General features: G+C 43.2%; 12 protein-coding genes. 7 read left to right on the forward strand and 5 right to left on the reverse strand.

The window, feature by feature from the left end; all coding sequences use genetic code 11:
• Window positions 1-7: 7 nt before the first annotated feature.
• From AC1DCV_RS08615 to AC1DCV_RS08625, 3 genes are all read right to left on the reverse strand, one after another.
• The gene (locus AC1DCV_RS08615; protein ID WP_477022817.1) at window positions 8-3,355 is read right to left on the reverse strand and encodes a SusC/RagA family TonB-linked outer membrane protein; all 3,348 of its coding nucleotides are present in this window, start codon (window positions 3,353-3,355) and stop codon (window positions 8-10) included.
• Between the two features lie 383 nt (window positions 3,356-3,738).
• The gene (locus AC1DCV_RS08620) at window positions 3,739-4,902 is read right to left on the reverse strand and encodes a FecR domain-containing protein (protein ID WP_477022818.1); all 1,164 of its coding nucleotides are present in this window, start codon (window positions 4,900-4,902) and stop codon (window positions 3,739-3,741) included.
• A 116-nt stretch (window positions 4,903-5,018) separates the two neighbouring features.
• Window positions 5,019-5,609, reverse strand: a complete 591-nt coding sequence (locus AC1DCV_RS08625) for an RNA polymerase sigma factor (protein WP_477022819.1) — start codon at window positions 5,607-5,609, stop codon at window positions 5,019-5,021.
• Between the two features lie 356 nt (window positions 5,610-5,965).
• Here AC1DCV_RS08625 and AC1DCV_RS08630 point away from each other — a divergent pair, with 356 nt between their 5' ends.
• From AC1DCV_RS08630 to AC1DCV_RS08655, 6 genes are all read left to right on the forward strand, one after another.
• Window positions 5,966-6,565, forward strand: coding sequence for an RNA polymerase sigma factor (locus AC1DCV_RS08630; RefSeq protein ID WP_477022820.1), 600 nt, complete (start codon window positions 5,966-5,968; stop codon window positions 6,563-6,565).
• Between the two features lie 62 nt (window positions 6,566-6,627).
• Window positions 6,628-7,815 carry a FecR family protein gene (locus AC1DCV_RS08635; protein WP_477022821.1) on the forward strand — a complete coding sequence of 396 codons (1,188 nt, stop codon included), beginning with the start codon at window positions 6,628-6,630 and terminating at the stop codon, window positions 7,813-7,815.
• Between the two features lie 112 nt (window positions 7,816-7,927).
• Complete coding sequence (locus AC1DCV_RS08640; RefSeq protein WP_477022822.1) at window positions 7,928-11,464, forward strand: TonB-dependent receptor; 3,537 nt, start codon at window positions 7,928-7,930, stop codon at window positions 11,462-11,464.
• A gap of 17 nt (window positions 11,465-11,481) precedes the next feature.
• Window positions 11,482-13,323, forward strand: coding sequence for a RagB/SusD family nutrient uptake outer membrane protein (locus AC1DCV_RS08645; protein WP_477022823.1), 1,842 nt, complete (start codon window positions 11,482-11,484; stop codon window positions 13,321-13,323).
• A 24-nt stretch (window positions 13,324-13,347) separates the two neighbouring features.
• The gene (locus AC1DCV_RS08650) at window positions 13,348-13,731 is read left to right on the forward strand and encodes a BACON domain-containing protein (protein ID WP_477022824.1); all 384 of its coding nucleotides are present in this window, start codon (window positions 13,348-13,350) and stop codon (window positions 13,729-13,731) included.
• Between the two features lie 44 nt (window positions 13,732-13,775).
• Window positions 13,776-15,305, forward strand: coding sequence for a sulfatase family protein (locus tag AC1DCV_RS08655; protein ID WP_477022825.1), 1,530 nt, complete (start codon window positions 13,776-13,778; stop codon window positions 15,303-15,305).
• A 179-nt stretch (window positions 15,306-15,484) separates the two neighbouring features.
• On the opposite strand, the gene AC1DCV_RS08660 is transcribed toward AC1DCV_RS08655, so the two are convergent.
• Complete coding sequence (locus tag AC1DCV_RS08660; RefSeq protein WP_477022826.1) at window positions 15,485-16,516, reverse strand: alpha/beta hydrolase family protein; 1,032 nt, start codon at window positions 16,514-16,516, stop codon at window positions 15,485-15,487.
• A gap of 483 nt (window positions 16,517-16,999) precedes the next feature.
• Here AC1DCV_RS08660 and AC1DCV_RS08665 point away from each other — a divergent pair, with 483 nt between their 5' ends.
• On the forward strand, window positions 17,000-19,198 hold the full coding sequence (locus AC1DCV_RS08665) for an alpha-galactosidase (RefSeq protein WP_477022827.1): 2,199 nt from the start codon (window positions 17,000-17,002) through the stop codon (window positions 19,196-19,198).
• A gap of 228 nt (window positions 19,199-19,426) precedes the next feature.
• On the opposite strand, the gene AC1DCV_RS08670 is transcribed toward AC1DCV_RS08665, so the two are convergent.
• Complete coding sequence (locus AC1DCV_RS08670) at window positions 19,427-22,564, reverse strand: glycosyl hydrolase (RefSeq protein ID WP_477022828.1); 3,138 nt, start codon at window positions 22,562-22,564, stop codon at window positions 19,427-19,429.
• Window positions 22,565-22,567 lie beyond the last annotated feature (3 nt).

Raw genomic sequence — 22,567 nt, forward strand, 5'->3', positions numbered from 1 at the left:
ACAATTGTTAGAACTGAACATTAAATCCTAATACAAAATTCTTCATGATAGGGTAGCTGGTAAAGCCGCCTATTTCAGGATCATAGAATTTGAATTTGGACAGATAGAAAAGGTTGGTACCAGAAGCGTACACCTGGATATTGCTGATACCCGTAATCTTCAACACTGATTTGGGAATATTATAACCCAGGTTCAGGTACTTCATTCTTACAAAATCAGCCCGATAAGTATTGTAGGTGGATGTTTCCGTATAACCATTGGCACGCGCATCTCCCCAGGCATACAATTTCGGTGTGCTACCTCCTGGGTTGGTGGATGACCAGGAGTCTTCATGATAAATCGGAATTTTTCCTCCGCCTCCGAAGTTTCTACCCCATGAATCATTATAAGTGAGGTCAAATCCTGCCATGCCTGCAAAAAGCATATCCAGGGTAAATCCCTTATAGTTGAAGTTCAGCATGAGTCCAAAAGACACCGGCGCCTTATTAAGGTCCGTGTAATTGCCGATCACTTTTTTATCATAGGAATCTATTTTCCCATCAGGCTTTCCATTGGGTCCACTGATATCTTCAAAATTCATCATACCCAGTTCAGGTTTGGCTCCCAGTATGGTGTAATCCGCCGGCAATTTATCAATATCTGCCTGAGAGCGCAGAATGCCTGTAGCCTGGTATCCGGTGCCATAAGAAGAAGTTTTGCCCTCCGGATTATCATAAGGTTGGGCATTGGTAGCATGGTCTTTAAGAATGACTTTAGTAGTAGCCAAACCAAATGTTCCCTTGATGTTATAAGTAAATGCCTTTGACGGGATACTATTATAGCCCAATTCAAATTCAATACCTTTGGCATCACCTATCCCGTAATTACTCGCAGGTAACTTACTGCCAAATTCTGATGGTAGCACCTTTTCACGTTCCCCAAGGATATCATAGGTATGCTTTTTCCATAATTCAGTCGTGAAACTAAACTGATCCCGGATTCTCAGATCCACACCAATATTTACTGATTTTGATTTTTCCCAGGTAAGAGAAGAGGTGGGAATACCGCCGTAGGTAAGTCGTGGCACGGCACTGGCAGGATTACCAACGTAAAAGATATTTTTGTCGATGTTATATTGCTCCACCCATTTCCATCCACCAATACCATCATCGCCCGTAATACCATAGGAACCACGGAGCTTGATCATATTAATGGTTTTGTAGAAGTTGGAAGACTTATACCAATTTTCTTCTGAAGCCAGCCAACCGCCGGAAACAGAAGGGAACCAACCCCATCGCTGGTCAGGAGCAAACTTAATAGAACCATCTCTTCTAACTGAGCTGGAGAAAAAATATTTCCCCCCATACTCATAGATCAACCTTCCTATATAAGATAAACGGGCATCCTGGGTTTCCTTACCGCCTGTTCCCCAATCACTGTTATTCCTACTGGCGGCAAAAAACTGATCAACAGGAAAAAGCGGGAAATTATTCCTGGACGCACCAAAATAGTAGTCCTGATACTCATATTGCTCATAAACAGCGGTAGCCCCTATATAATGCTTACCAAAATGCCGGTCATAGTTGATCTGCGTATTAAACTGGTAAGCGTCTGATTTCGTATATTCATCACTGATATACTCCAGCCCCGGGTTACCACTTTTCACGGTACCAATGATTTCATCCGATACAATAAGGCTGTTAGGGCCGGTACGTTTAAAGTTATAAAGGGTCTGTTTTTTTCCGAAATCCTTCTCAAAATTATTGTCGATATTCCTGCTATAGGAAGAGTGTAAGGAGAGCCCCCGCACAAAAGGTACGTTATAGTCCACCTTGATTAATGCATCCACATGCTGGTTATTATTTCTCATATAACCACTGTTTTTGATCATTTCAGGCAGATTCCCTAACCATCCCGGATTAACTGGTTTACCATCCATATAGGGGATAGCAAATACATCCCAATACAACAGCTTTCCCCATAATCCATTTAAATCGTCACTACCATCGCTCTGGAAGTTGAACCGGTTGCTCGTTCCATAACTATTCGCCAAATTCAGACTCACCGTAAGATCTTTTGTTATTTTGGAGGAAATATTGGAACGGAGGTTATATTTTTTATACCAGACATTTGGCAAGAATCCGTTCTCATTAAAGAATGATCCTCCGAAATAATAGGTGAATTTATCGTTTCCACCGGATAAACTCACCGAATGTTTCTGGCTATTTGGATTTTTGTATACCGCGTCAAAATTGGCCATACCACCGGGATTAACCTTCATTACCCAATCAATTTCTGCGTCGGAAATATTACCAAAAACTGACTGCGTAGTTTTCAGCGCCGTTTTCATATCCATGTATTTTGGATAGCTGGATACTCTTTCCATGCTAAAAACAGAATTGTAATCCACACGCATTTTACCCGATGTCCCTTTTTTAGTCGTTACCAGTATTACACCGTTTGCAGCCCTCGAGCCATATACTGCAGCAGAAGCAGCATCCTTCAGTACACTGATCTGATCTACCTCATTTGGATCTAATGCATCGAAACTGGTTTTATCTCTGACAATACCGTCAATAACATATAAAGGGTCGCTGGCATTCCAGGAGGCAGACGCGCGTATCCGGATATTAGACCCTGTACCAGGCGCACCGGTAGTAGACCGTACATACATCCCTGCAAGTCTTCCTGCCAATACATTAGACAAGTTAGATGTCGGTATTTTGTCCATGTCTTTTGCCTGAATAGTGGATATGGCACCTGTCATTGAAATCTTCTTCTGAGTACCATAGCCAACTGCTACTACTTCGTCCATACCCACTACGCCTTCTTCCATGGCGATGTCCAGTGTCCGTTTACCACCCAAATTCACCTCCACCGTTTTCATACCAATGAAGGTAAAAGAGATCACGCTTTCAGGTGGCACACCTGGTAAGGTATATTCACCGTTTCCATTGGTCACAGTACCTTTAGAAGACCCTTTGACCTTTACCGTAACGCCCGGTAGTGGCTGACCTTTTGCTCCGGTAACAACACCCCGCAGTACTGATAATGAATCTTTTGGACTTGTTGCTGAGGGAGCTTCTTTCTTTTTGATAAGAATCGTTTTTTCTACTACCGAATAAGTATAATTATTTGATGGAAAACAAAGACTAAGCACCTTATCAATGCTGCTTTTTTCTACATGAATCGATACAAGATCTTCTTTAGAAAGCAGATCTAGATCGCACAGGAAATAATAACCGGTTTGTTGCTGCAACTGCAGGAATACCTTTTTGAGCGGTACCTTGTCTACCGACAAAGATATTTCCTGTGAAAAGCCCTTCGCGCTGACCTGTAAGCAGGCCGCCAACATAAAAACAGCTGTCCATTTCATTACTGAAAAGATTTTGGCTATGCAAGGGCTTATACAACGTACATTACGTGTTCCTCTCCAATCATCTTTCTTCATTTCCGTGGTTTTCTTAATCGTGGAACTACCTGTTGTAAATTGATCGCCTGTATTACCTGGAAGGGAGAAGCATAGGGAGCCTGTTCGCGTGCCCTTGCGAAAATCAATAAATAACATAAATTTGCATTGTTAGGTAATTGAAAACAATTGTTAGAGCGATTGTAAAATATTACAAAACTAACCGGGAGCATTAGGCCGCTTCCGGTTTTTTTGTTACTTGTAATCAGATGCTTTTTACTAGATCATAAATTTTGGTGTTGTTTAAGAGTGATAACAGTTGTGGTTTTAAATTGGCGGAATACTATAATTTAATGAGGTACAGATGTTACAATCAGTTTTTTACCCTCCTGACGGAAATGGACATCTGCTCCTTCCAATATTTTTAATACAGATGACAAAGATTCCTGACGGCTCAGCACTCCAATAAACTTCCGGGTGGGCATTTTGCCCTCAAATTGCACGTCCATATCATACCACCTGGCCATTTTCCTGGTTATGGTGGCTATATCATCATTCTCAAATCTAAATAATCCCTTCGTCCATGCGATAGCGATATCAGTATCTACATTTTTCTTCGTGAATTCATTTGAACCTTCCACAAAACCGGCTTCCTGACCTGGTTTAAGGGTTACTTCCGCCTCATTAGATTGTAGCTTAACAGCACCATCTACCAAGGTAGTCAGGGTCAGTTTTTCCTCTCTGTAAGCGCAAATATTGAAACTGGTACCTAAAACATTTACGACCATCTCTCCTACTCTCACTTTGAAAGGCCGGGCTGCCTGTTGTGCCACCTCAAAATAAGCTTCTCCTGTCAGGACCACTTCTCTTGCAGCGCCGCTGAATGCAGTTGGATAATATAAAGAGGAGGCTGCATTCAGCCATACTTTTGTTCCGTCAGGCAGGATGACCTTGTACTGTCCACCTCTTGGAGTAATCAGGGTATGGTACGCTACTACTGCCGATGCCGGCTGAATAGCTGCATATTCCACCGTTCCGCTGTCCCTCCCGATAATAGCATTTTCTGTTTGCTTGCCAGTCACATGATCAGCGCCCCCATCTAAGGTCAATTCACTCCCGTTGGAAAGTTTCAGTATTGCTTTATTGGAACCAGGCTGATTATTGGTTTTAGCAATCGGTGCAATTTTTTCCTGCTTATTAACCTTACCTGCAAAATAGTAACCCACCGTGAGCAGCAGGAGAATAGCAGCTGCCACTGAAATCCAGCGTTTCCATGCAAATAATCTTAAACGCGGATGATCCACTTCATCCAGCCGGCGCTCCAGTCTTGCAGAAAAGGCATCGAGATCAGGAGCAGGCTCCATTTCCTCAACACCACTTTCGTCCAATGCCTTATAAAAGGTATTGGCATCTACTTCTTCCAACCATGCTCTTAACATCCTCCTTTCTTCCGGAGTCAGTACACCAGCCTCATATTTTCTTAAAAGCGTTATTACTTTTTTTTGCTCCATCATCGTAAAATAGACAGTTGAAAAAGTGAAAACGATACCTCCCGATTATGCTTTCAAAACGTTCCCACATGGGTAAGACTGTTCTCAGTTAAATCTGGATACCATTTCCTGAAAAAAAATTATAAAAAGAGAGATAATATAAGGAATATCAGCGGCCAGTCAGCATATGACCGCAGGTAAGATTTAATAAAATGAATGGAAGAATAGAGGTTCTTCTTTACGGCGGCCCTTGACAAATCAGTTATTACTGCTATTTCATCCAACGATAGCCCCTTCTGTGTACTCAAAAGGAAAATCTCCTTTTTTCTGGGAGACAATTGATCAATGGCCTTCTGGCTTAATTGGTGGTACTGGTTAAAAATAACCTCCTTCTCTACCACATTATCTTCATTATGAATATTTAAAGACGCATGCTTAATTACCTGACGGCGTCTCTCGTTCTGCTTTGCGATATCAAATAACCTGTTTTGAGCCATACGGAATACATAGTTCTCAAAAGACTGGATATTCACTAAAGTTTCTCTCCTTTCCCAGATCTTTAAAAAGCAATCCTGTATAATCTCTTCTGTATCTTCCTGATTCTGGCAAAAAAACTGTACAAACCGATTTAGCCGGAAGAAATAATGTCGATACAAACTGGAGTACGCAGTCCTGTTGCCTGCGGCGACTTCTTTCACTATCAACTCCTCATTTTCAAGTACCTGGTCCATCTTAAAATTTGAGTTCACTGATATGATGAAGGTAATAAAATGGGACTAAACACTGATTGTTCTATTTAAATAAATGGTATTTCTAAAATAAGCAGGCATAAAAAAACAAGACATGCAAATATCCGGYAAGGATTAAGTGCGTAAATATCGAGCTGTTAAAAATGAAAAACAAAGTCAATTTTACCATCAAATGGTACTATATTCTCCAATGGCGCTCCAAATTTCACAACAGACATTTAATGATTTGTTGCTGTTGCGGTAGCTGATAAGGTTTCCCTTTTCATGCAAACGATTATGTTTGCATCTTTATAAATTCTTGTTTAACTTACCACGCACTCCCTGTAAAAAAGCTTGCATTGACAGACAGTAATCATCTTGATGAGAAGGTAATGGTGGCCCTACTCCGGACCGGCCAGCAGGCTGCTTTTGAGAAAATATATGAATTATATAAAGAACGGCTGCTGGGCTTTATTCTGAAGCTGGTGAAGATGGAGGACATAGCCTGTGAGATTTTGCAGGATGTGTTTATTAAGATATGGACACATCGGGAATCAATTGATGAAAACCTATCATTTAAATCGTATATATTCCGTATAACCGAAAATGTAGTGTACGACTACTATCGGAAAATTGCCCGCGACAAAAAACTACAAACAAAGCTATTGGCCATCGCCAGTTCCAACTACAGACATGTGGAAGAAGATGTTATTGGCAAGGAAGAACGGCTATTACTGCATAATGTCATCGAAGAATTACCCCCCATACGCCGCCAGGTTTATAAGCTGCAAAAGCTTGCCGGCAAATCGTACCATGAAATCGGGCAGGAACTAAATATCTCAAGCTCCACGGTCAGCGACCATATTCAGAAAGCTAACAAGTATATCCAGCAACGGTTACGGGCAATAAAATCTACCGATATTATCCTCATCATCTGGGCCTCGCGTTTTTTTTCCTGATTTTTTTTGCAACAGAGCAGGGACTTTTTTATTTCCATCCGTATTAGCATGAAACAACGCATGTGAAAGCGCCTGAATCAACCAAAGATCTATTCGAACGATACCTGAGAAATGAATGCAGCCCGGATGAAGTCCGGCAGCTACTGGAATATTTCCAGGCAGGGGAAATGGAAGATGAAATGAAAATCCAGATCAGAAAATTCCTGTTAGCGGGTGAGCCAGACAACGTTCCGGAACACCTGCTGGAAACAGCCGATCTGATGCATGAAAAAACACTGTCCAAACTTTTCCCAACGTCTGCACCTATATCTTTATACCAACGCCGGTGGTTCCGCTATTCTGCTGCTGCGGCAGTGCTGGGTTTTATCATTACCACAGCATTGTTCACTTACAGATCCGGGCAACATACCCTGCTCGTTAAAAATGAGCAGCACCCACACGCCATCAAGCCGGCTCAGTTTGGGGCCACACTAACGCTTGCAGATGGCAACACTGTTGTGCTTGACAGTGCTGCCAACGGCCTGATTGCACATCAGAACGGGACCAGCATCACTAAGTCAAATGGGGCAATTACCTACGAGCAGGCGGCCACTCCTGCAGATAAGGAGCTTATCAACCAGGTGGCAACACAGCGGGGAAATCATTACCAGTTAGTGCTGTCAGACGGCACTAAGGTTTGGCTGAATGCCGCCTCTTCTATCCGTTTCCCTGCAAATTTCTCCCCGGCAGAAAGAAAAGTGGAAGTCAAAGGGGAAGCATACTTTGAGGTGGCCAGCAATCCCAATAAGCCTTTTCGCGTAAAAATCCTTTCTGCGAAAAGCCAAAGCGAAGTAGAGGTGCTCGGAACCCACTTCAACGTACATGCCTATGACGATGAAGCAACGGCTAAAACCACGCTGCTGGAAGGCCGCATCAGGGTAGTGAGCGGAAATGCCTCCAGGCTGCTCGTTCCCGGTCAGCAGGCAATTATAGGCACCACCGAACAGATTGCCATCAATAACAACATTGATCCGGACCAGGTCATGTCGTGGATCAATGGCGTGTTCATCTTCAATCACGAGGATATCCGCATGATCATGCAGCAGATCAGCCGCTGGTATGATGTGGAAGTAGTGTACAATAATACCCATGCCGGAGAAACCTTTTCGGGGGTAGTGAGCCGCAACAGCGATGTGACACAGGTCTTGAAAATTATGGAAGCCAACGGACTTAAATTCAAAATAGAAAATAAAACCATCATCATACTGTAAACAGGCAGACCATAAAAAAACAGGAAGTGGGTTCAGCACTTCCTGTTAAAACGCAGGTCTGATTTTACAACGCTTAAGTATTGTCAATTTTTCATTCCTACAAATCAAAGTTATGAATTTACTGGATGTCACGCTTTCCATTCCCTGGAAAAAACGTGTGATTAACACTTTTATTACCATGAAACTAACCGCAGGCTTGCTATTAGCCAGTTGCCTTCAGGTAAGTGCCTACAGCTATGGACAAATAGTCACATTACATGAAAAGAAAGTTTCGCTCCAGAAACTTTTTCTAAAGATTCATGAGCAAACAGGTTACCAGATATTTTATAAAGACTGGCTGCTGGATAACGCAGGAAAAATCGATATCGATGTAGAAAATATGCGACTGGAGCAGGCGCTCTCTATCTGCTTTAAGAATCTGCCATTATCCTACACGGTATCGGATAAAAATATCATCATCAGGGAAAAGCAACCTGCCGACCTAAAGCCGGCGGGTACAGAGCAAAATGCCCCCATCCTTATGAAGGGGGTAGTTAAAGATGAAAAAGGATTACCACTGGTGGGTGTAACCATCAGCATTAGTGGTACCGCCAAAGGTGCTATCACCAATGAAAGAGGTGAGTTTGTAGTCAATGTAACCCGGGGAGATATCCTGGTATTTTCTATCCTCGGATACAAGAAAAAAAGTATCACCGTCGGAGATGATAATTTTCTTACAATCTCGCTGGATCTTGACGTTGTTTCCGCAGGAGAAGTAGTGGTGGTGGGCTATGGTGTCCAGAAAAAAGTAAACCAGACAGGTGCTGTGTCTTCTATTAAAGGAGGAGAGCTGGAACGCCGGCCTGTACTGAATGCCACACAAAGCCTGGAAGGGCTGGTACCCGGACTGAACGTATCAGTAGGCTCCAATACCAAACCTGGTCAAAGTTACAACCTGAATATCCGCGGCGTTGGAAACCTTGCCGGCGGCGACGGACCACTGGTATTGGTGGATGGAATCCCAATGGACCTTGCTTCTGTCAATCCTAACGACATCGAATCTATTTCCGTTTTGAAAGATGCGGCAGCCTCGTCTATATACGGTGCCCGCGCGCCTTACGGCGTTATTTTGGTGACCACCAAAAAAGGTAAGGCAGATAAAACGGTGATTAATTACTCCAATAACTTTGGCGTAACCCGGCCGGTAAACCTGCCGCAAATGGCCAATGCATATGACTTCGCCGTTTATTTCAATGCAGCATGTGCCAACGCAGGTGTAGCACTTCAGTATTCAGATGCAAAGCTGGCACAACTGAAAGCCTACGTAGAAAACCCCGGCGTTCATGTGAATCCATTCCCTGAAGCGAAGGATAATTATCTCCTCAATTTCGAAAATACACCTAACGGTGTTGCCAGTACGGATTGGTTTGCCTTTAATTACAAACCATCTTCCTTCCGCCAGCAACATAACCTGAGCGTCAGCGGCGGTAATAAAACAACCCAGTATTTTGTTTCCGGTGGCTATTATGGCGAAGGTGGTGTAATGCGTTTTGCAGATATTAATTACCATCGGTATAATTTAAACAGTACAATAACATCACAGGTAAATGACTGGTTTAAGCTTAAGCTGAACAGCAAGGTAACCGCAGATCAATACCAGGCACCTTTTACGCCAGGTGGTACATTTGAACTAAACTTCTTTCATGACCTCGCCCGCTTCAGGCCAAATGTTTCTCCATATGATTTAAACGGGAATTATAATGAGCTGTCCCTGGTTCCATACCTCCAGTCAGGAAGCGCTTATACTGGTAAGGTGTTTACGCTGATAGTACAGCCGAGCATTGAACTGGAACCAATTAAAAACTGGAAGGTAACTGCCGATCTGAACATCAACAGGGGTTCCTATGATAGCATCAGCACGTTGCTGCCAGGTAAGCAGTATGGTATTGACGGTAAGCAGAGGTATGTCAATCGTTCGGAGTTTGGTATCCCTATCAGTGGTAGTTACGGCAGAGGCCTCGCTACAAATGTCTACATCTCACCCAATATCTATACCTCTTACCACTATATGCCAACGGCGGATCATGAGTTTAACTTCCTCGCAGGATTTCAGCAAGAGTCCTATGACTTCAGTTCCTTGAACGCTGCAGCTACGCCGCTGATTAGCCTCAATACGCCGGGAATCAATTTATCCGGAGTACCGGCAACCACTTCTGAAAGCCGCTATCACTGGTCTACCCGTGGTTATTTTGGTCGCATCAACTATAACTATAAAGAAAAATATCTTGTTGAATTTAACGGCCGCTATGATGGTTCTTCCCGATTTGCGCCATCGCGCCGCTGGGGCTTCTTCCCCTCAGCATCTGTTGGTTATAATATCGTGAAGGAAGACTTCATGAGGGGACTAAACAAAGTATTTGATAATCTTAAAATCCGTGCTTCCTATGGTTTACTGGGCAATCAATCTGGTGCGGGAATGTATTCTTACTTACAAACCATGGGTATATCCAACGTAGGAATAAACGGTGCTGGTCCGAAATGGTATTTCCAGAATGGCCGCGAAGCTAATATCTTTGCTCCTGCAGCATATAACGCATCTAACACCTGGGAAAAAGTGCAGGTAAAAAACCTTGGCCTCGACTTCGCGCTGCTGCAAAGCCGCCTGTCGGGTACCATTGAAATATATCAGCGTGATACCAAAGATATGTTAGGCCCGTCTTTCGATATTGCTGACATGTTTGGCGCTGCAGTGCCTTCCAGCAACAATGCCAATCTGCGCACCAATGGTTGGGAGCTATCTCTTACCTATAAAGGAAATATAGGTAAAGAAGTGAAATTCAATGTAGGCGCTGTACTTTCTGATAACAAATCAGTAGTAACCAAATATCAGAATCCTACTTTCTTTAATCCTTCTGCCACTTTTTACGAGGGTAAACATCTGGGAGAAATCTGGGGATACCGTGCTTCCGGCCTGATTCAGAACGATGATGAAGCAGTAGCATTTAATGCGCTGGATCATTCATTTGTCAGTACTCAATCATGGAAACCAGGCGATGTGAAATATATAGACCTCAACGGAGATAAGAAAATCAGCAACGGCGCCAACCGCCTGGACAGTATGGGCGACATGACCGTTATCGGTAACTCAAATCCCCGCTATGCATATGCTTTCACGGGCGAGGTGGATTGGAAAGGGTTGACTCTCTCTTTTGTGCTACAGGGTATAGCTAAACGAAATTATGCCCCATCATCCGGCGATGTATATTTTTGGGGTTATGGCTCCTATGCGCAGGTGACAGTGTTTAAGCAGCATATGGACTACTGGACACCGGATAATCCTAAAGCATATTATCCTGCGCCGTACACCAACTCGTCAGGTGCTGTAGGTCCATTCCAAAACAAAAGTCAGCAGGTATCTGACAGGTATCTGCAGAATGCAGCCTACCTGCGACTGAAAAATGTGACGCTGAACTATTCCCTGCCGACACGACTAATCAGCAGCGCCCATTTGTCAAAGGTTTCCGTGTTTATGTCCGGCGAAAACCTGTTGACATTTACGAAGCTCAGCAAAATATTCGATCCTGAAACATTGAATATTTCCGCGGTAGGCACTGGTAAATCATATCCATTAACGCAGGTTTATTCTGCCGGTATGAATATCATTTTTTAATTACCAAATTTCCAACGATGACTATTTCAACATATAGATATCTGCAGCTGGCGGTGGTACTGACAGTATTCACATCGATTAGCTGCAACAAAGACTTTCTTAACAAAGCACCTTTAGATACCCTGAGTACCGACAATCCTTTAGCATCCACCAATGAACTACGACTATACGTAGATCAGTTTTATAGTGCCCTGCTACCCGCGCAGCCAGGTAATGTAAATGGTGGTGGCATTGCTTTTGACGATGGCTTCGGAAGTGATAATATGGGCTTTGGCAATACACCCGATTCCAGGATGAATGGAGCTTTGTCACCTAATGGAGTCGCTATTTCCGGCTATTCCAATATACGAAGTATCAACTATTTCCTGGAGCATTACACAAATGCTCAGGGAGATCAGACCTTAATCAATAATTATTTAGGCGAGGCGAAGTTTTTTCGGGCAATCACCTATTTCGGTATGGTAAAAAACTATGGGGACCTGACCTGGGTAAATAAGGTATTGCCTGCGGATGTGAACCTGATGGAAGTCCCCCGCGATCCGCGCACGCTGGTAGTAGACTCCATTCTGGCTGATCTGAGCCAGGCGGCGGCACTATTGCCGGTGCAAGGCAACAGCAGCACCATGCGCATTCACAGAGATGTAGCACTGGCGCTTAAGTCGAGAGTAGCATTGTATGAAGCAAGCTGGGAGAAATATCACCGCGCGAAAAACGATCCTTTCTTTACTGCGGGTATTACCAATGATAAAATCCGGGATTACTTCCAACAGGCAAAGGATGCTGCCAATGCTATTATCAGCAGCGGCCGCTGGAAGATTTTCAATACCGGCAAACCACTGAACGACTACCAAAACTTATTCATCAGCAATGATCTATCTGCCAATAGTGAAGTGCTGCTATGGAGAAAATACAACGTCGGTGATCTTATTGGTAACAGTATCGCTAAGTACGTATCTACCGGTGGTGGAAATATGGGAATTAGTCTTTCACTCGTAGATGATTATCTTACGATCAACGGAACACCTTTCACCACCACAGCGAGAGCGAATGCACAGGCGGTGTATGGAGCAGAATTGCTGCCAACAATAAGGGACCCGCGTTTATCACAAACGGTCGTAGTGCCACGTGTGCAGCAATTGAGGCCAGGTACGATAGCCCCGGCATATCCCGCGTTGAACGGTACGAGCTTTAATATGAATACCACTGGTTATCCGCTGGCTAAGTTTTTAGCGTACAATGATCCCCTGGCTTATACAGACGATAACAAAGATCAAACGCCTGCCATAGCCTTCAGATATGCAGAGGTATTGCTGAATTACGCAGAAGCAGCAGCAGAACTGGGAGATGATCCAGCATCCATTGCTACTGTTTTAAAACCACTGCGCGATAGGGTAGGCATGCCTGTTATGAATGTCGCGAATGAATTTAATGGAGATGTAAATTATCCATTCCATGATTTAAGTCCCGTACTACAAGCTATCCGGAGAGAAAGAAGAGTAGAACTGGCATGTGAGGGATTCCGTTTGGACGACATTATGCGCTGGTGTGCAGCTGATGTGCTGGTGAAGGGCAAAAGGCCCTTAGGCGCGTTATTTACCGGAAGTGACCTCGTTCAGCAAAATACACCTACCGGCTTTTACGGTTCTTCTTTGCTGATTTATGATACACCGCCTGCGGGCAAAAAAGTCAATCTATATCTTTCAGGGAATCCGGGTGATCCTTTACGATATATTGATCCATACAAGGCATCGGCGCCAAATGGTTTTGGATTTAATCTCAAAAGGGATTACCTCCTGCCAATTCAGCAGCGGCAATTACAGCTGACCGGTTTTAAATGGGTACAGAATCCCGGTTGGTAATTTCTAAACTTCAAAAAGATCATTATGCATAACTTGAAAAGATATTCAAAGGCGGCAGTTATAGTTGGATTAATGTTTTGCCTGGCTATTGCCTGCAAGAAAGATAACCAGCCGGTAAAACCGGTGCCTGCAGCGTTTACGGCAACAATGAAGCAAAACACCAGCTTCCCTGCAATCGGAGGTAAAGATACGGTTGTCATCACCGCCGGAACAGATGGCTGGTGGGTAACAATCCCGGGGAGCAGCGCATCATGGTGCACTGTTACGCAAACATATGGAGCAGGAAACTTCCTGCTACCCGTAACGATAGGCGCCAATACAACAGGTGCTCCCAGGCAGGTAGTCATTACTTTAAATCCCAGTTATAATTTACCTAAGGTAAATATAACACTGAATCAGTCGTACTAAGTTTCCTACGTCAAAAACAACAATTAAGCTAATAAACACTAAGTATGAGACTACGAAATTGGATGGGCGTGTTATTTTCGCTGACGGTTTCTGTGACGGCCTTAGCACAGAAAAGACCCAATGTAATCATTATCGTTTCTGATGACCACGCGTATCAGGCCATAAGTGCTTACGGTAACAAACTGACCAGGACACCCAGCATTGATAGAATCGCCAGGGAAGGAGTGAGATTTGATCGGGCCTACGTAACCAATTCAATTTGCGGACCGAGTAGAGCAGTGATATTGACCGGGAAATATTCCAACAAAAACGGGTTTACCGATAATGAACATTCCCGTTTCGATGGCGCTCAGAACTCGTTCATCAAAGAACTTGCAAAGAGCGGTTATCAGACAGCCTGGATTGGTAAATGGCATCTTGAAACTAAGCCACAGGGCTTTACTTTCTGGGAGATACTGCCGGGTCAGGGACAATATTACAATCCTGATTTCATACAAATGGATAGCTCCAAAACAAGAATCCAGGGTTATGCTACCAATATCATAGAAGATCTCGCTGAAAACTGGCTCGATCAGCGTGATACTTCCAAACCATTTTGCCTGGTAATTGGCCATAAGGCAACGCACCGCGTATGGCTGCCGGATACCTGCGATATGGGCATATACGACAATATCACGTTTCCGCTGCCAACAAATTTCTACGATGATTACAATACGAGAAAAGCGGCGGCAGTACAGGATATGTCTATTGCCAAAACCATGACCATGGGATACGATTTAAAGATGTTTKATTCTGATCAGGCAGCAAGCAAAGATGATAACATCCATCGTATGAATCCTGCGCAACGCGCGCGTTTCGATAGCTATTACAAAGCAATTCATGCCAGCCTGAACGCACAGCATCTTTCTGGTAATGCGCTTACAGAATGGAAATATCAGCGCTATATGCGTGATTACATGAGTACAGCAGCATCGCTGGATCGTAATATTGGTCGCACACTGGACTACCTCGATAAGCACCAATTGACAAAAAACACCATCGTGATCTACCTTTCAGATCAGGGTTTCTACATGGGAGAGCATGGCTGGTTCGACAAGCGCTGGATGTACGAGGAGTCGTTCAGAACGCCAATGGTGATGCGTTATCCTGGCGTATTAAAACCAGGCACCGTTAACCGTGATTTTGTAATGAATGTAGATATAGCACCTACCCTGCTGGATGCTGCTGGTGCTAAAATACCTGCAGACATGCAGGGGGAGTCGTTCCTGCCGTTGTTGAAGCATACCAGGCAAAAGGGAAGAGAAGCCATGTATTATCATTACTATGAAAATGGTGAACATTCAGTATCTCCTCAATTCGGAATCAGAACCCGGCGTTATAAGCTGATTCGTTATTACAAACGCGTAGAGGCATGGGAGCTATTTGATCTTGATGAAGATAAGTCTGAAATAAACAACATATACGGCAAAAAGGGCTATGAAGCGATTACGGCGCAATTGAAAAAGCAGTTGTCGGCATTGATTAAAAAGTATGAAGATGTGGAAGCTGAGGAGGTGATGAAGGTAGAGCCGTAACAACTGGAACGGATATATGAAAAAAGCCTCCGGGGATGTTAACCCCGGAGGCTTTTTGTTTAGAAAACAGGTTCAAATGTTTGAATTAAAGGTAAATTAAGCGGTACCTTAAAATAGTTTTCTTCAGTATCCGTTATCATAGCACCGCATCCAGCGCCAATATGTTATGCCGATAAACATCATTTCAAATTTTTCTTAAAAAAATCAGTAGCGAGGCTGTCTATTTTTAAATGTACCTGGTGCCTGTTTACAGAAGGATCATCTACAAATTGAATCGGCGCTTCTTTCTTCAATTCGTTATCTGCTTCACCCAACATTACATAATGCCCGACTTTACCACCGAACTCATAATACCCAGCACCTCCGATCAGCTTATGATATACCCTCGCATTACTCTTAACAGGCGCTATACTATCTGCCAGTGAACCAGTGATAAAAACAGGTCCATGAACATTTTTAAACTGCTGTTTACGGATGAAGCCAGGTCCTGTGCCTGGAGATAAGGCGAAGAAGGCTTTGATGCGGCTATCTTTTAAATCGGGAACATGCCTAGTGGCGGCAAGCAAAGTACTGTCATACAGTAAGCGAACCAACCCCGGATATTCGGGTACCTCCATCTCCCGGCGACCTATGGTGCGGTAATAATTTATCATGACTGGATAATCAACTACTCCACCAGCCAAAGCGATCACAGTATACCCCCCAAATGAAAAGCCCAATGCGCCGATTTTTTGTGAATCTATCACTGCACTAAAATCTTTGTCTTTCAGCAGCTGAGTAAGTGCAAAGCTGATATCCTGTGGCCTTTCCCATCCCTTTACAAATTCAACCTCGATTTTATTATCACTCGTATTGCCCCAGTGATCGACAGCAGCTACAATAAAACCGGATTGAACCAGCCTTTGTGCTAACCATTCTAAAGAAAGCCGGTTCCCACCAGTTCCGTGTGAAACCATAATGAGGGGCAACTTACCTGTCGGTAGACTTCCATCGCGTACCGTGTAATTGCGCAAAAAAGGAGAATACTTTTTATCGCTTATTTTAGGTGTATCCGTTGTTGAATACCATACTTCCGTAACTATAGGCCGGTTACGTTTTTCATCTTTAAAATGAAATGTGCGCCTGCCTATATTGAAGGGCTGTGCGCTCTGTCCAAAAACACCCAGGTGAATAAGTAGTAATAGTATGGTGAGAATTTTTCTATGCATCATAATGCTATAAATAAAATTTCAATTAAATAGTACCCATTGGTAAATTTATGGAATTATATGGTTTAATTTTATCGGGGTTACAATATGTTTAAATTTCCTACTCACCAATATATCTGCGCTATGCAAAATGGCTGATGTAAGATACACTGCATCATTATAGCACTTGTTGCTCAATACCCATCGGAAATACAATTTAAACAGTTTTATTGTGGTGCTAATGTTCACTTTCTAAAGCAGTCCTGTCTGCGAAAATGCGGAGAAACCTGCTCATGGAGCACGCATTCATTATATTTTCACCAATTCTTTACAATTTTTAACCCATGAATGCTAGTACGATTTCCTTTGCATATTTTCGTCAATACCAGGCAATTGGCATCACCTACACTTTATAAAGAATGTAAACGGTTTTATGATTGTTATACAAATCAACTAAAGATCATAAAATGGCCATTCAAAAACAGTTTATTTTATACAACAAATCATATGCACATTTCAGCAGCAGCAAAACAATATTTATTTCTTATTCTGGCAATCAGTTCCTTTAAAATAAGTCCAGCCCAAACCATTGCCATTACGACTAATCACACGGCCATTGTTTTTGAAGTAGATACCAATAAACAGGTACAGCAAATATACCTTGGCCCCAGGCTAAGCAATACATCAGTATATCGGGATGTAAATCCGGACTACCGTAATGAAAATGCAACATTGAATACGGCCTATGCCACCGGTGGTTCCACCTATCTGAATGAACCAGCTATTGAAGTGACGCATGCAGACGGAAACATGTCATTGGTATTAAATTATGTTTCACACCAATCTAAAAATTTATCACCGGACATTGTCCAAACAGACATACAACTACAGGATCCTGCTTACCCATTTTTCGTAACCCTGCACTATAAATCATTCCAGGCAGAAGATATTATCGATGCCTGGACGACCATTTCACATGGCGAGGAAGATAAGGTAGTTCTAAACCGGTATGCCTCTGCTTTTATCAACATTCTATGGCCTCAAAACCATCTCACCTATTTCTATGGTGAGTACGAAAAAGAAATGGAAATGAAACAGTCGTTGCTACAACCAGGCATATTTAGCATACAATCCAAACTAGGAGTACGTACCGCCTGCAACTACAATCCATCATTTCTTATTTCGCCGGCAAAAGATGTCACAGAAAATACCGGTGAAGTTTTCGCCGGAACGCTTGCCTATAGCGGAAATTTCAATATACAGTTTGAAACGCTGAAACTAAATATTGACATGGGCAATACATTAAAAATTATACCTGGAATCAATGCTTATGCTTCTTCATACGCATTAAAACCAAAGGAAAAATTCGAAACGCCACACTTCATCTTTACCTATTCCAATAGCGGTACCGGCCAGGTAAGCCGGAATTTTCATCGCTGGGCGATCGATTATGGCATCTGGAACGGGCGGCAAAAACGATTAACACTTCTTAATAACTGGGAGGCAACTTATTTTGCCTTCAACCAGGATACGATTGTAAATCTTTTTGACGACGCCACTCAATTAGGTGTTGATTTGTTTTTGCTGGATGACGGCTGGTTTGGAAACAAATATCCACGTGATCATTCCCGCGCCGGACTAGGTGACTGGCAGGTTAACAAAAAGAAATTACCAGGAGGTATCGGACACCTGGTAAAAGAAGCAACAAATAAAGGACTTCGGTTTGGCATATGGATAGAGCCTGAAATGGTAAATCCAAAGAGTGAATTGTATGAGCAGCATCCGGACTGGCTAATGGTAGCACCTAACCGTCCGCAGCATTTGTACCGCACACAGTTGTTACTGGATCTGATTAATCCCGCGGTACAGGATTATGTATTTGACGTAGTTGACAACCTGATGAAAGAAGCACCGGGGATTGCTTATATAAAATGGGATTGTAACCGTTCTATGGATAATGCTTATAGCCCCTATTTAAAAAAAGACCAAAACAGTTTGTATATACGTTACACACAAGCCTGGTACAACATACTGGAACGTATCCGCAATAAGTATCCCGATCTCGATATGATGCTTTGCGCCAGTGGTGGCGGTCGGGTAGAATTCGGTGCGATGAAGTACTTCCAGGAGTTTTGGCCAAGTGATAATACTTATCCTGTAGACCGGATACGTTTACAATGGGCCACTTCCTATTTTTATCCTGCCCTCACCGTATGCGCCCATGTAACCGCTGCCGGCCGTGAATCACTGAAATATAAAATGGATGTGGCAATGGCAGGTAAGCTTGGTTTTGATATTGTTGTAAAAAAGCTGAATGATCAGGAGCTGGCGCTGGCCCACACAACGGTGGATAACTATCACCGGCTGCAAAATGTGATCAATTATGGCTCCCTGTACCGGCTCGTATCTCCCTATACTACTAACTTTTCATCATTGATGTATGTAGACAGCGCAAAGAACAAAGCGGTGGTATTTGCCTATAACATGGAAACAATGCAGCAGGATACCTGGCCGGAATGGAAATTCAATGGCCTGGATCCAAAGAAAAACTACAGGGTTACAGAAATAAATTTATTGAAAGACGCCCCGCCTCAGTTCCCCGAAAGTGGTAAGGTATTCAGCGGTGAGGCGCTGATGTACCAGGGACTGAAATGGTATATGAAGAAAATAGAAACCAGCTCTGTACTGGAACTGGAAGCACTTTAAAATAATAATTACTACCGGCATTTACCGATAAATTCGAATCCTGTGCTGCCCGCTTGACTAATCGGAACCGATTAATCAAGCGGGTTTCTTTATGATGCTTTATTTAGGCCAACTATCGTTTACTGAGATAGGATTACAATTTGAGATTTCCCCTTCTTCCCTTCCGGCAGCAAAAGAAATATCATTCAAAATAACGCAGTAAATAGTTATGTGATTTTGCAATTTAGATTAACGCATCACCTTAATTTCATAATCGGTAGTCAATCCGTAATCATAAATATCGTATCCATTCCCTGACGGCTGCGTTTTAATATTATACCATTTACCCGGATCAACCAACCCAGGAGCCGGCTTGTTGTAAAATGGTCCTAAAACATTCTTCAAACTGCCGATTACTGTTACGTCAATCTTATTATTGCCTTTTTTTACGAATTCACCGATAGACAGCCTATTAGGCTCGGACAGGATGATGCCCGCAAATATATCATTGACCTTCACAGCGACCACAGTACCTTTCCATTTACCTAATTCTACCGCATATGATTTGGCGGGATCAGCTACTGTAAATGTCTTCGTATAGGTGATACCGTGACCATATAGCGGTAATCCCTGTTTGCTCCAGTAGCCAAGCTGCAATGGTTGCGGCTTTACAATACTCCAGCCATATTGCGCTGCTTCCAGGCTAAAATCCCCTAAAATATAAACCGGTTCAATTTCAGCATAAACGCTCATAGGAGAAACAGTTACGGCCAATTCATTATCACCCGCTTTTAAATAGCGGCCAATCCTATACACCCCAAACGAGCGATCCAGCCACCAGTGCCCTGGTTCATTTTTAACGTCTATGCCATTAATTTTCACATCATGCCAAAGCCCTGGTTGCTCTATCACCGCTTTAATGCTCCGGAAATCAACGCTATCCTTCACCGTAAAATGATAGACAACCGTGTACCCGGTTCGGGTAGAAAAAGTATCCCGCTTAATGATGGCATCTTTAAACTGGGTACGGTTATTCCATGGGTTGCCCACGCCATCTGTAAATCCGTGGTGTTTGAATGCCGTATTGGAAGCTACTCCTACATGTATGTTGCTATAGTTTGAATCCGGCTGATGTAAATGAAGATCACAAAAATCAATCGTCAGCGTGTTATCTGACAGTCTGCTTACTTCTGTCGTTGAGGCGTTCACGGTAGTCCACTCCGTTGGTCGGACCGCCGTTTTATACAGGGGCATTTTTTTATCAGCAATAAACAGCATCAGACTTCCGGCAGGGGGAATATTAAAGTCGAAATGCACCTCCTGATTAAGCAGCGAATAGTTAATGCGGGAAATACTTCCTGAATTCATATCCATCTGTAACACATCCCGCCCCTGCATGTTGATCCTGCCCGAAGATACCCCGGTCATGCTGGCATTGGTTAATAGCAATAACTCACCGTCAGCCAGTTTGCGGCGTTGGTGATAAATGTTACCGCCGATGCTGTCGCCTTTTCCCCCGGATATATTAAACCCTTCATTGTGGAACAGATGCGGCAAGACATCCCGGTTTACCTCATGGATCTTTTGGACAATGGTGGAAAGCTCCCTGCTGGTAGCACCATCTACTAATCGCAATTGTTCAAAACAGATCACTTGTCCCCCTGCTGCGATATATTCTTTCAGCAAACGAAACGTAGCGCTATTTATATTCTCCATGCCTGGCGGTATCACTACCACCCGATATGCCCGCTTTCCAACAACAAAGCTATTCCCATCAACACGGCCATTCTCTTTGATCACATTCTCTGAACCTAAATCATATTCCAGATATGTTCTTTGCATCATGGTCACAAAATCATTAAACCTTTTGGTGATATCGAAAAAACGCTTGTTCTCACCGTCCCTGGCGTAATACATCCAGGCCGAGGTAGTGGGTTCAATTACGAGGATATTGTTATACTGCTGCCCTTTGGATAACAGGTAAGACAGCCGTATGAAATAATGATTCATGAAACGGTAATAGGGCCACCAGGGTTCATGATAAGAGAAACTTGGCGGATAATCATATTTACGTGCTCCCGTCAACGTCATAAACGATAAATGCTGATTCAAAAAATTAACCCCTAAAACAAATTCCCAATCGGCCAGACGTTTCATATCCTTAAAAGTAAGCTCCCAGCCGGCACCACCATAAGTTTCAGACAGTGTACGTGTTTTACCCAATTGATTGGCCACACTCCCTAATTCCCGAACAGCGCGTATATTGCCAAACTGCACAGGTTTATCTTCATTAAACTGGTTGAAGAGCATATCAATACCCGGCATTTGATGCCATGCATACATGGCCATATTATCTGGCCCATGGTAGGGACTTGGCCAACCATGTTCCCAATAATGCCCGGTCCAGGTAAGTTGATGGTCGCTCATATACGCAGATACAGGTTTCGACCACCGTGCAATAAATAATTCCAGCAAGACCTGGTAATAATTATGACGAACCCGCTTCCAATCGCCCACTTCTTTAAACAGGGATGGCAGATGTAACCGGAGATCGTATCCCCAGTTCTTATAAAAACTATCGAATAAGTCAGGAGTCCAGCGTACACAGTTGTGCCCTTCATTGATGATGGTTGGTTCGTCAGAAAAAACGCCTTTAATTGTTTTGCCAAATTCCTTGCCTACCGCTTTTTCATAACCTTTATAGGTAATGTCGATGAACTTATCGGTAACTCCTTTAGCCATCAGATCTACATAAGACACCCCTATAGGGCCCGCCACCGAGCCACGGTTCGACCTTTGATAATTCACTTTTCTGAATAACTGATAACGTCCGCTTTTACCTGCTTCCTCCTGCACATGATTGGTGATGTCTTTATAAACTCCGTTTTCTTCTTTAAGATAGAAAAAGAATGAAGCAAGATCGCCAGGCAGTTGGGTTACTTCTTCCATATACAACATTTGTCCCTGGTTGTACGCTTCCGGCATTTGCTCACCTACCAACCCACCGGCAAAACCTGTAGGGTAAGAGTTTTCGTCATATATCCAGATATTCAGTCCCAGTTTTTTCCCTTTCTGAAGAGCATATTCAAATAAATCGAACCACTCTTTTGATAAGTATTCAGTAATCAGGCCCGGGCGAGGATGAATGATTACGCCACCGAAATCATTTTTCCGGTAATCATTCAACATAGAATCGATATTGCTTTTGGAAACTTTCGTATTCCATACCCAGAAAGGTACCGTTCCATAATCCTGGCCGGGATTTTTAAATCCGGCAGCCACCTCTTCAAAACGTTCCAATGGCTGTTGTGCCTTTACATTGGAATCAACAAATACAACAGCGACAATCAAAGCGCAATAAAAGAATTGGCAGATGCTTTTCTGCATAGG

This window comes from Chitinophaga sp. 10T418, assembly GCF_056394125.1.

Excerpts from the sequence above, each read along its gene's own strand:
- AC1DCV_RS08645 (WP_477022823.1), top strand. The coding sequence starts at position 11,482 with ATGACTATTTCAACATATAGATATCTGCAGCTGGCGGTGGTACTGACA.
- AC1DCV_RS08625 (WP_477022819.1), bottom strand. The coding sequence starts at position 5,609 with ATGGACCAGGTACTTGAAAATGAGGAGTTGATAGTGAAAGAAGTCGCC.
- AC1DCV_RS08620 (WP_477022818.1), bottom strand. The coding sequence starts at position 4,902 with ATGATGGAGCAAAAAAAAGTAATAACGCTTTTAAGAAAATATGAGGCT.
- AC1DCV_RS08615 (WP_477022817.1), bottom strand. The coding sequence starts at position 3,355 with ATGAAATGGACAGCTGTTTTTATGTTGGCGGCCTGCTTACAGGTCAGC.
- AC1DCV_RS08640 (WP_477022822.1), top strand. The coding sequence starts at position 7,928 with ATGAATTTACTGGATGTCACGCTTTCCATTCCCTGGAAAAAACGTGTG.
- AC1DCV_RS08660 (WP_477022826.1), bottom strand. The coding sequence starts at position 16,516 with ATGATGCATAGAAAAATTCTCACCATACTATTACTACTTATTCACCTG.
- AC1DCV_RS08665 (WP_477022827.1), top strand. The coding sequence starts at position 17,000 with ATGCACATTTCAGCAGCAGCAAAACAATATTTATTTCTTATTCTGGCA.
- AC1DCV_RS08650 (WP_477022824.1), top strand. The coding sequence starts at position 13,348 with ATGCATAACTTGAAAAGATATTCAAAGGCGGCAGTTATAGTTGGATTA.
- AC1DCV_RS08670 (WP_477022828.1), bottom strand. The coding sequence starts at position 22,564 with ATGCAGAAAAGCATCTGCCAATTCTTTTATTGCGCTTTGATTGTCGCT.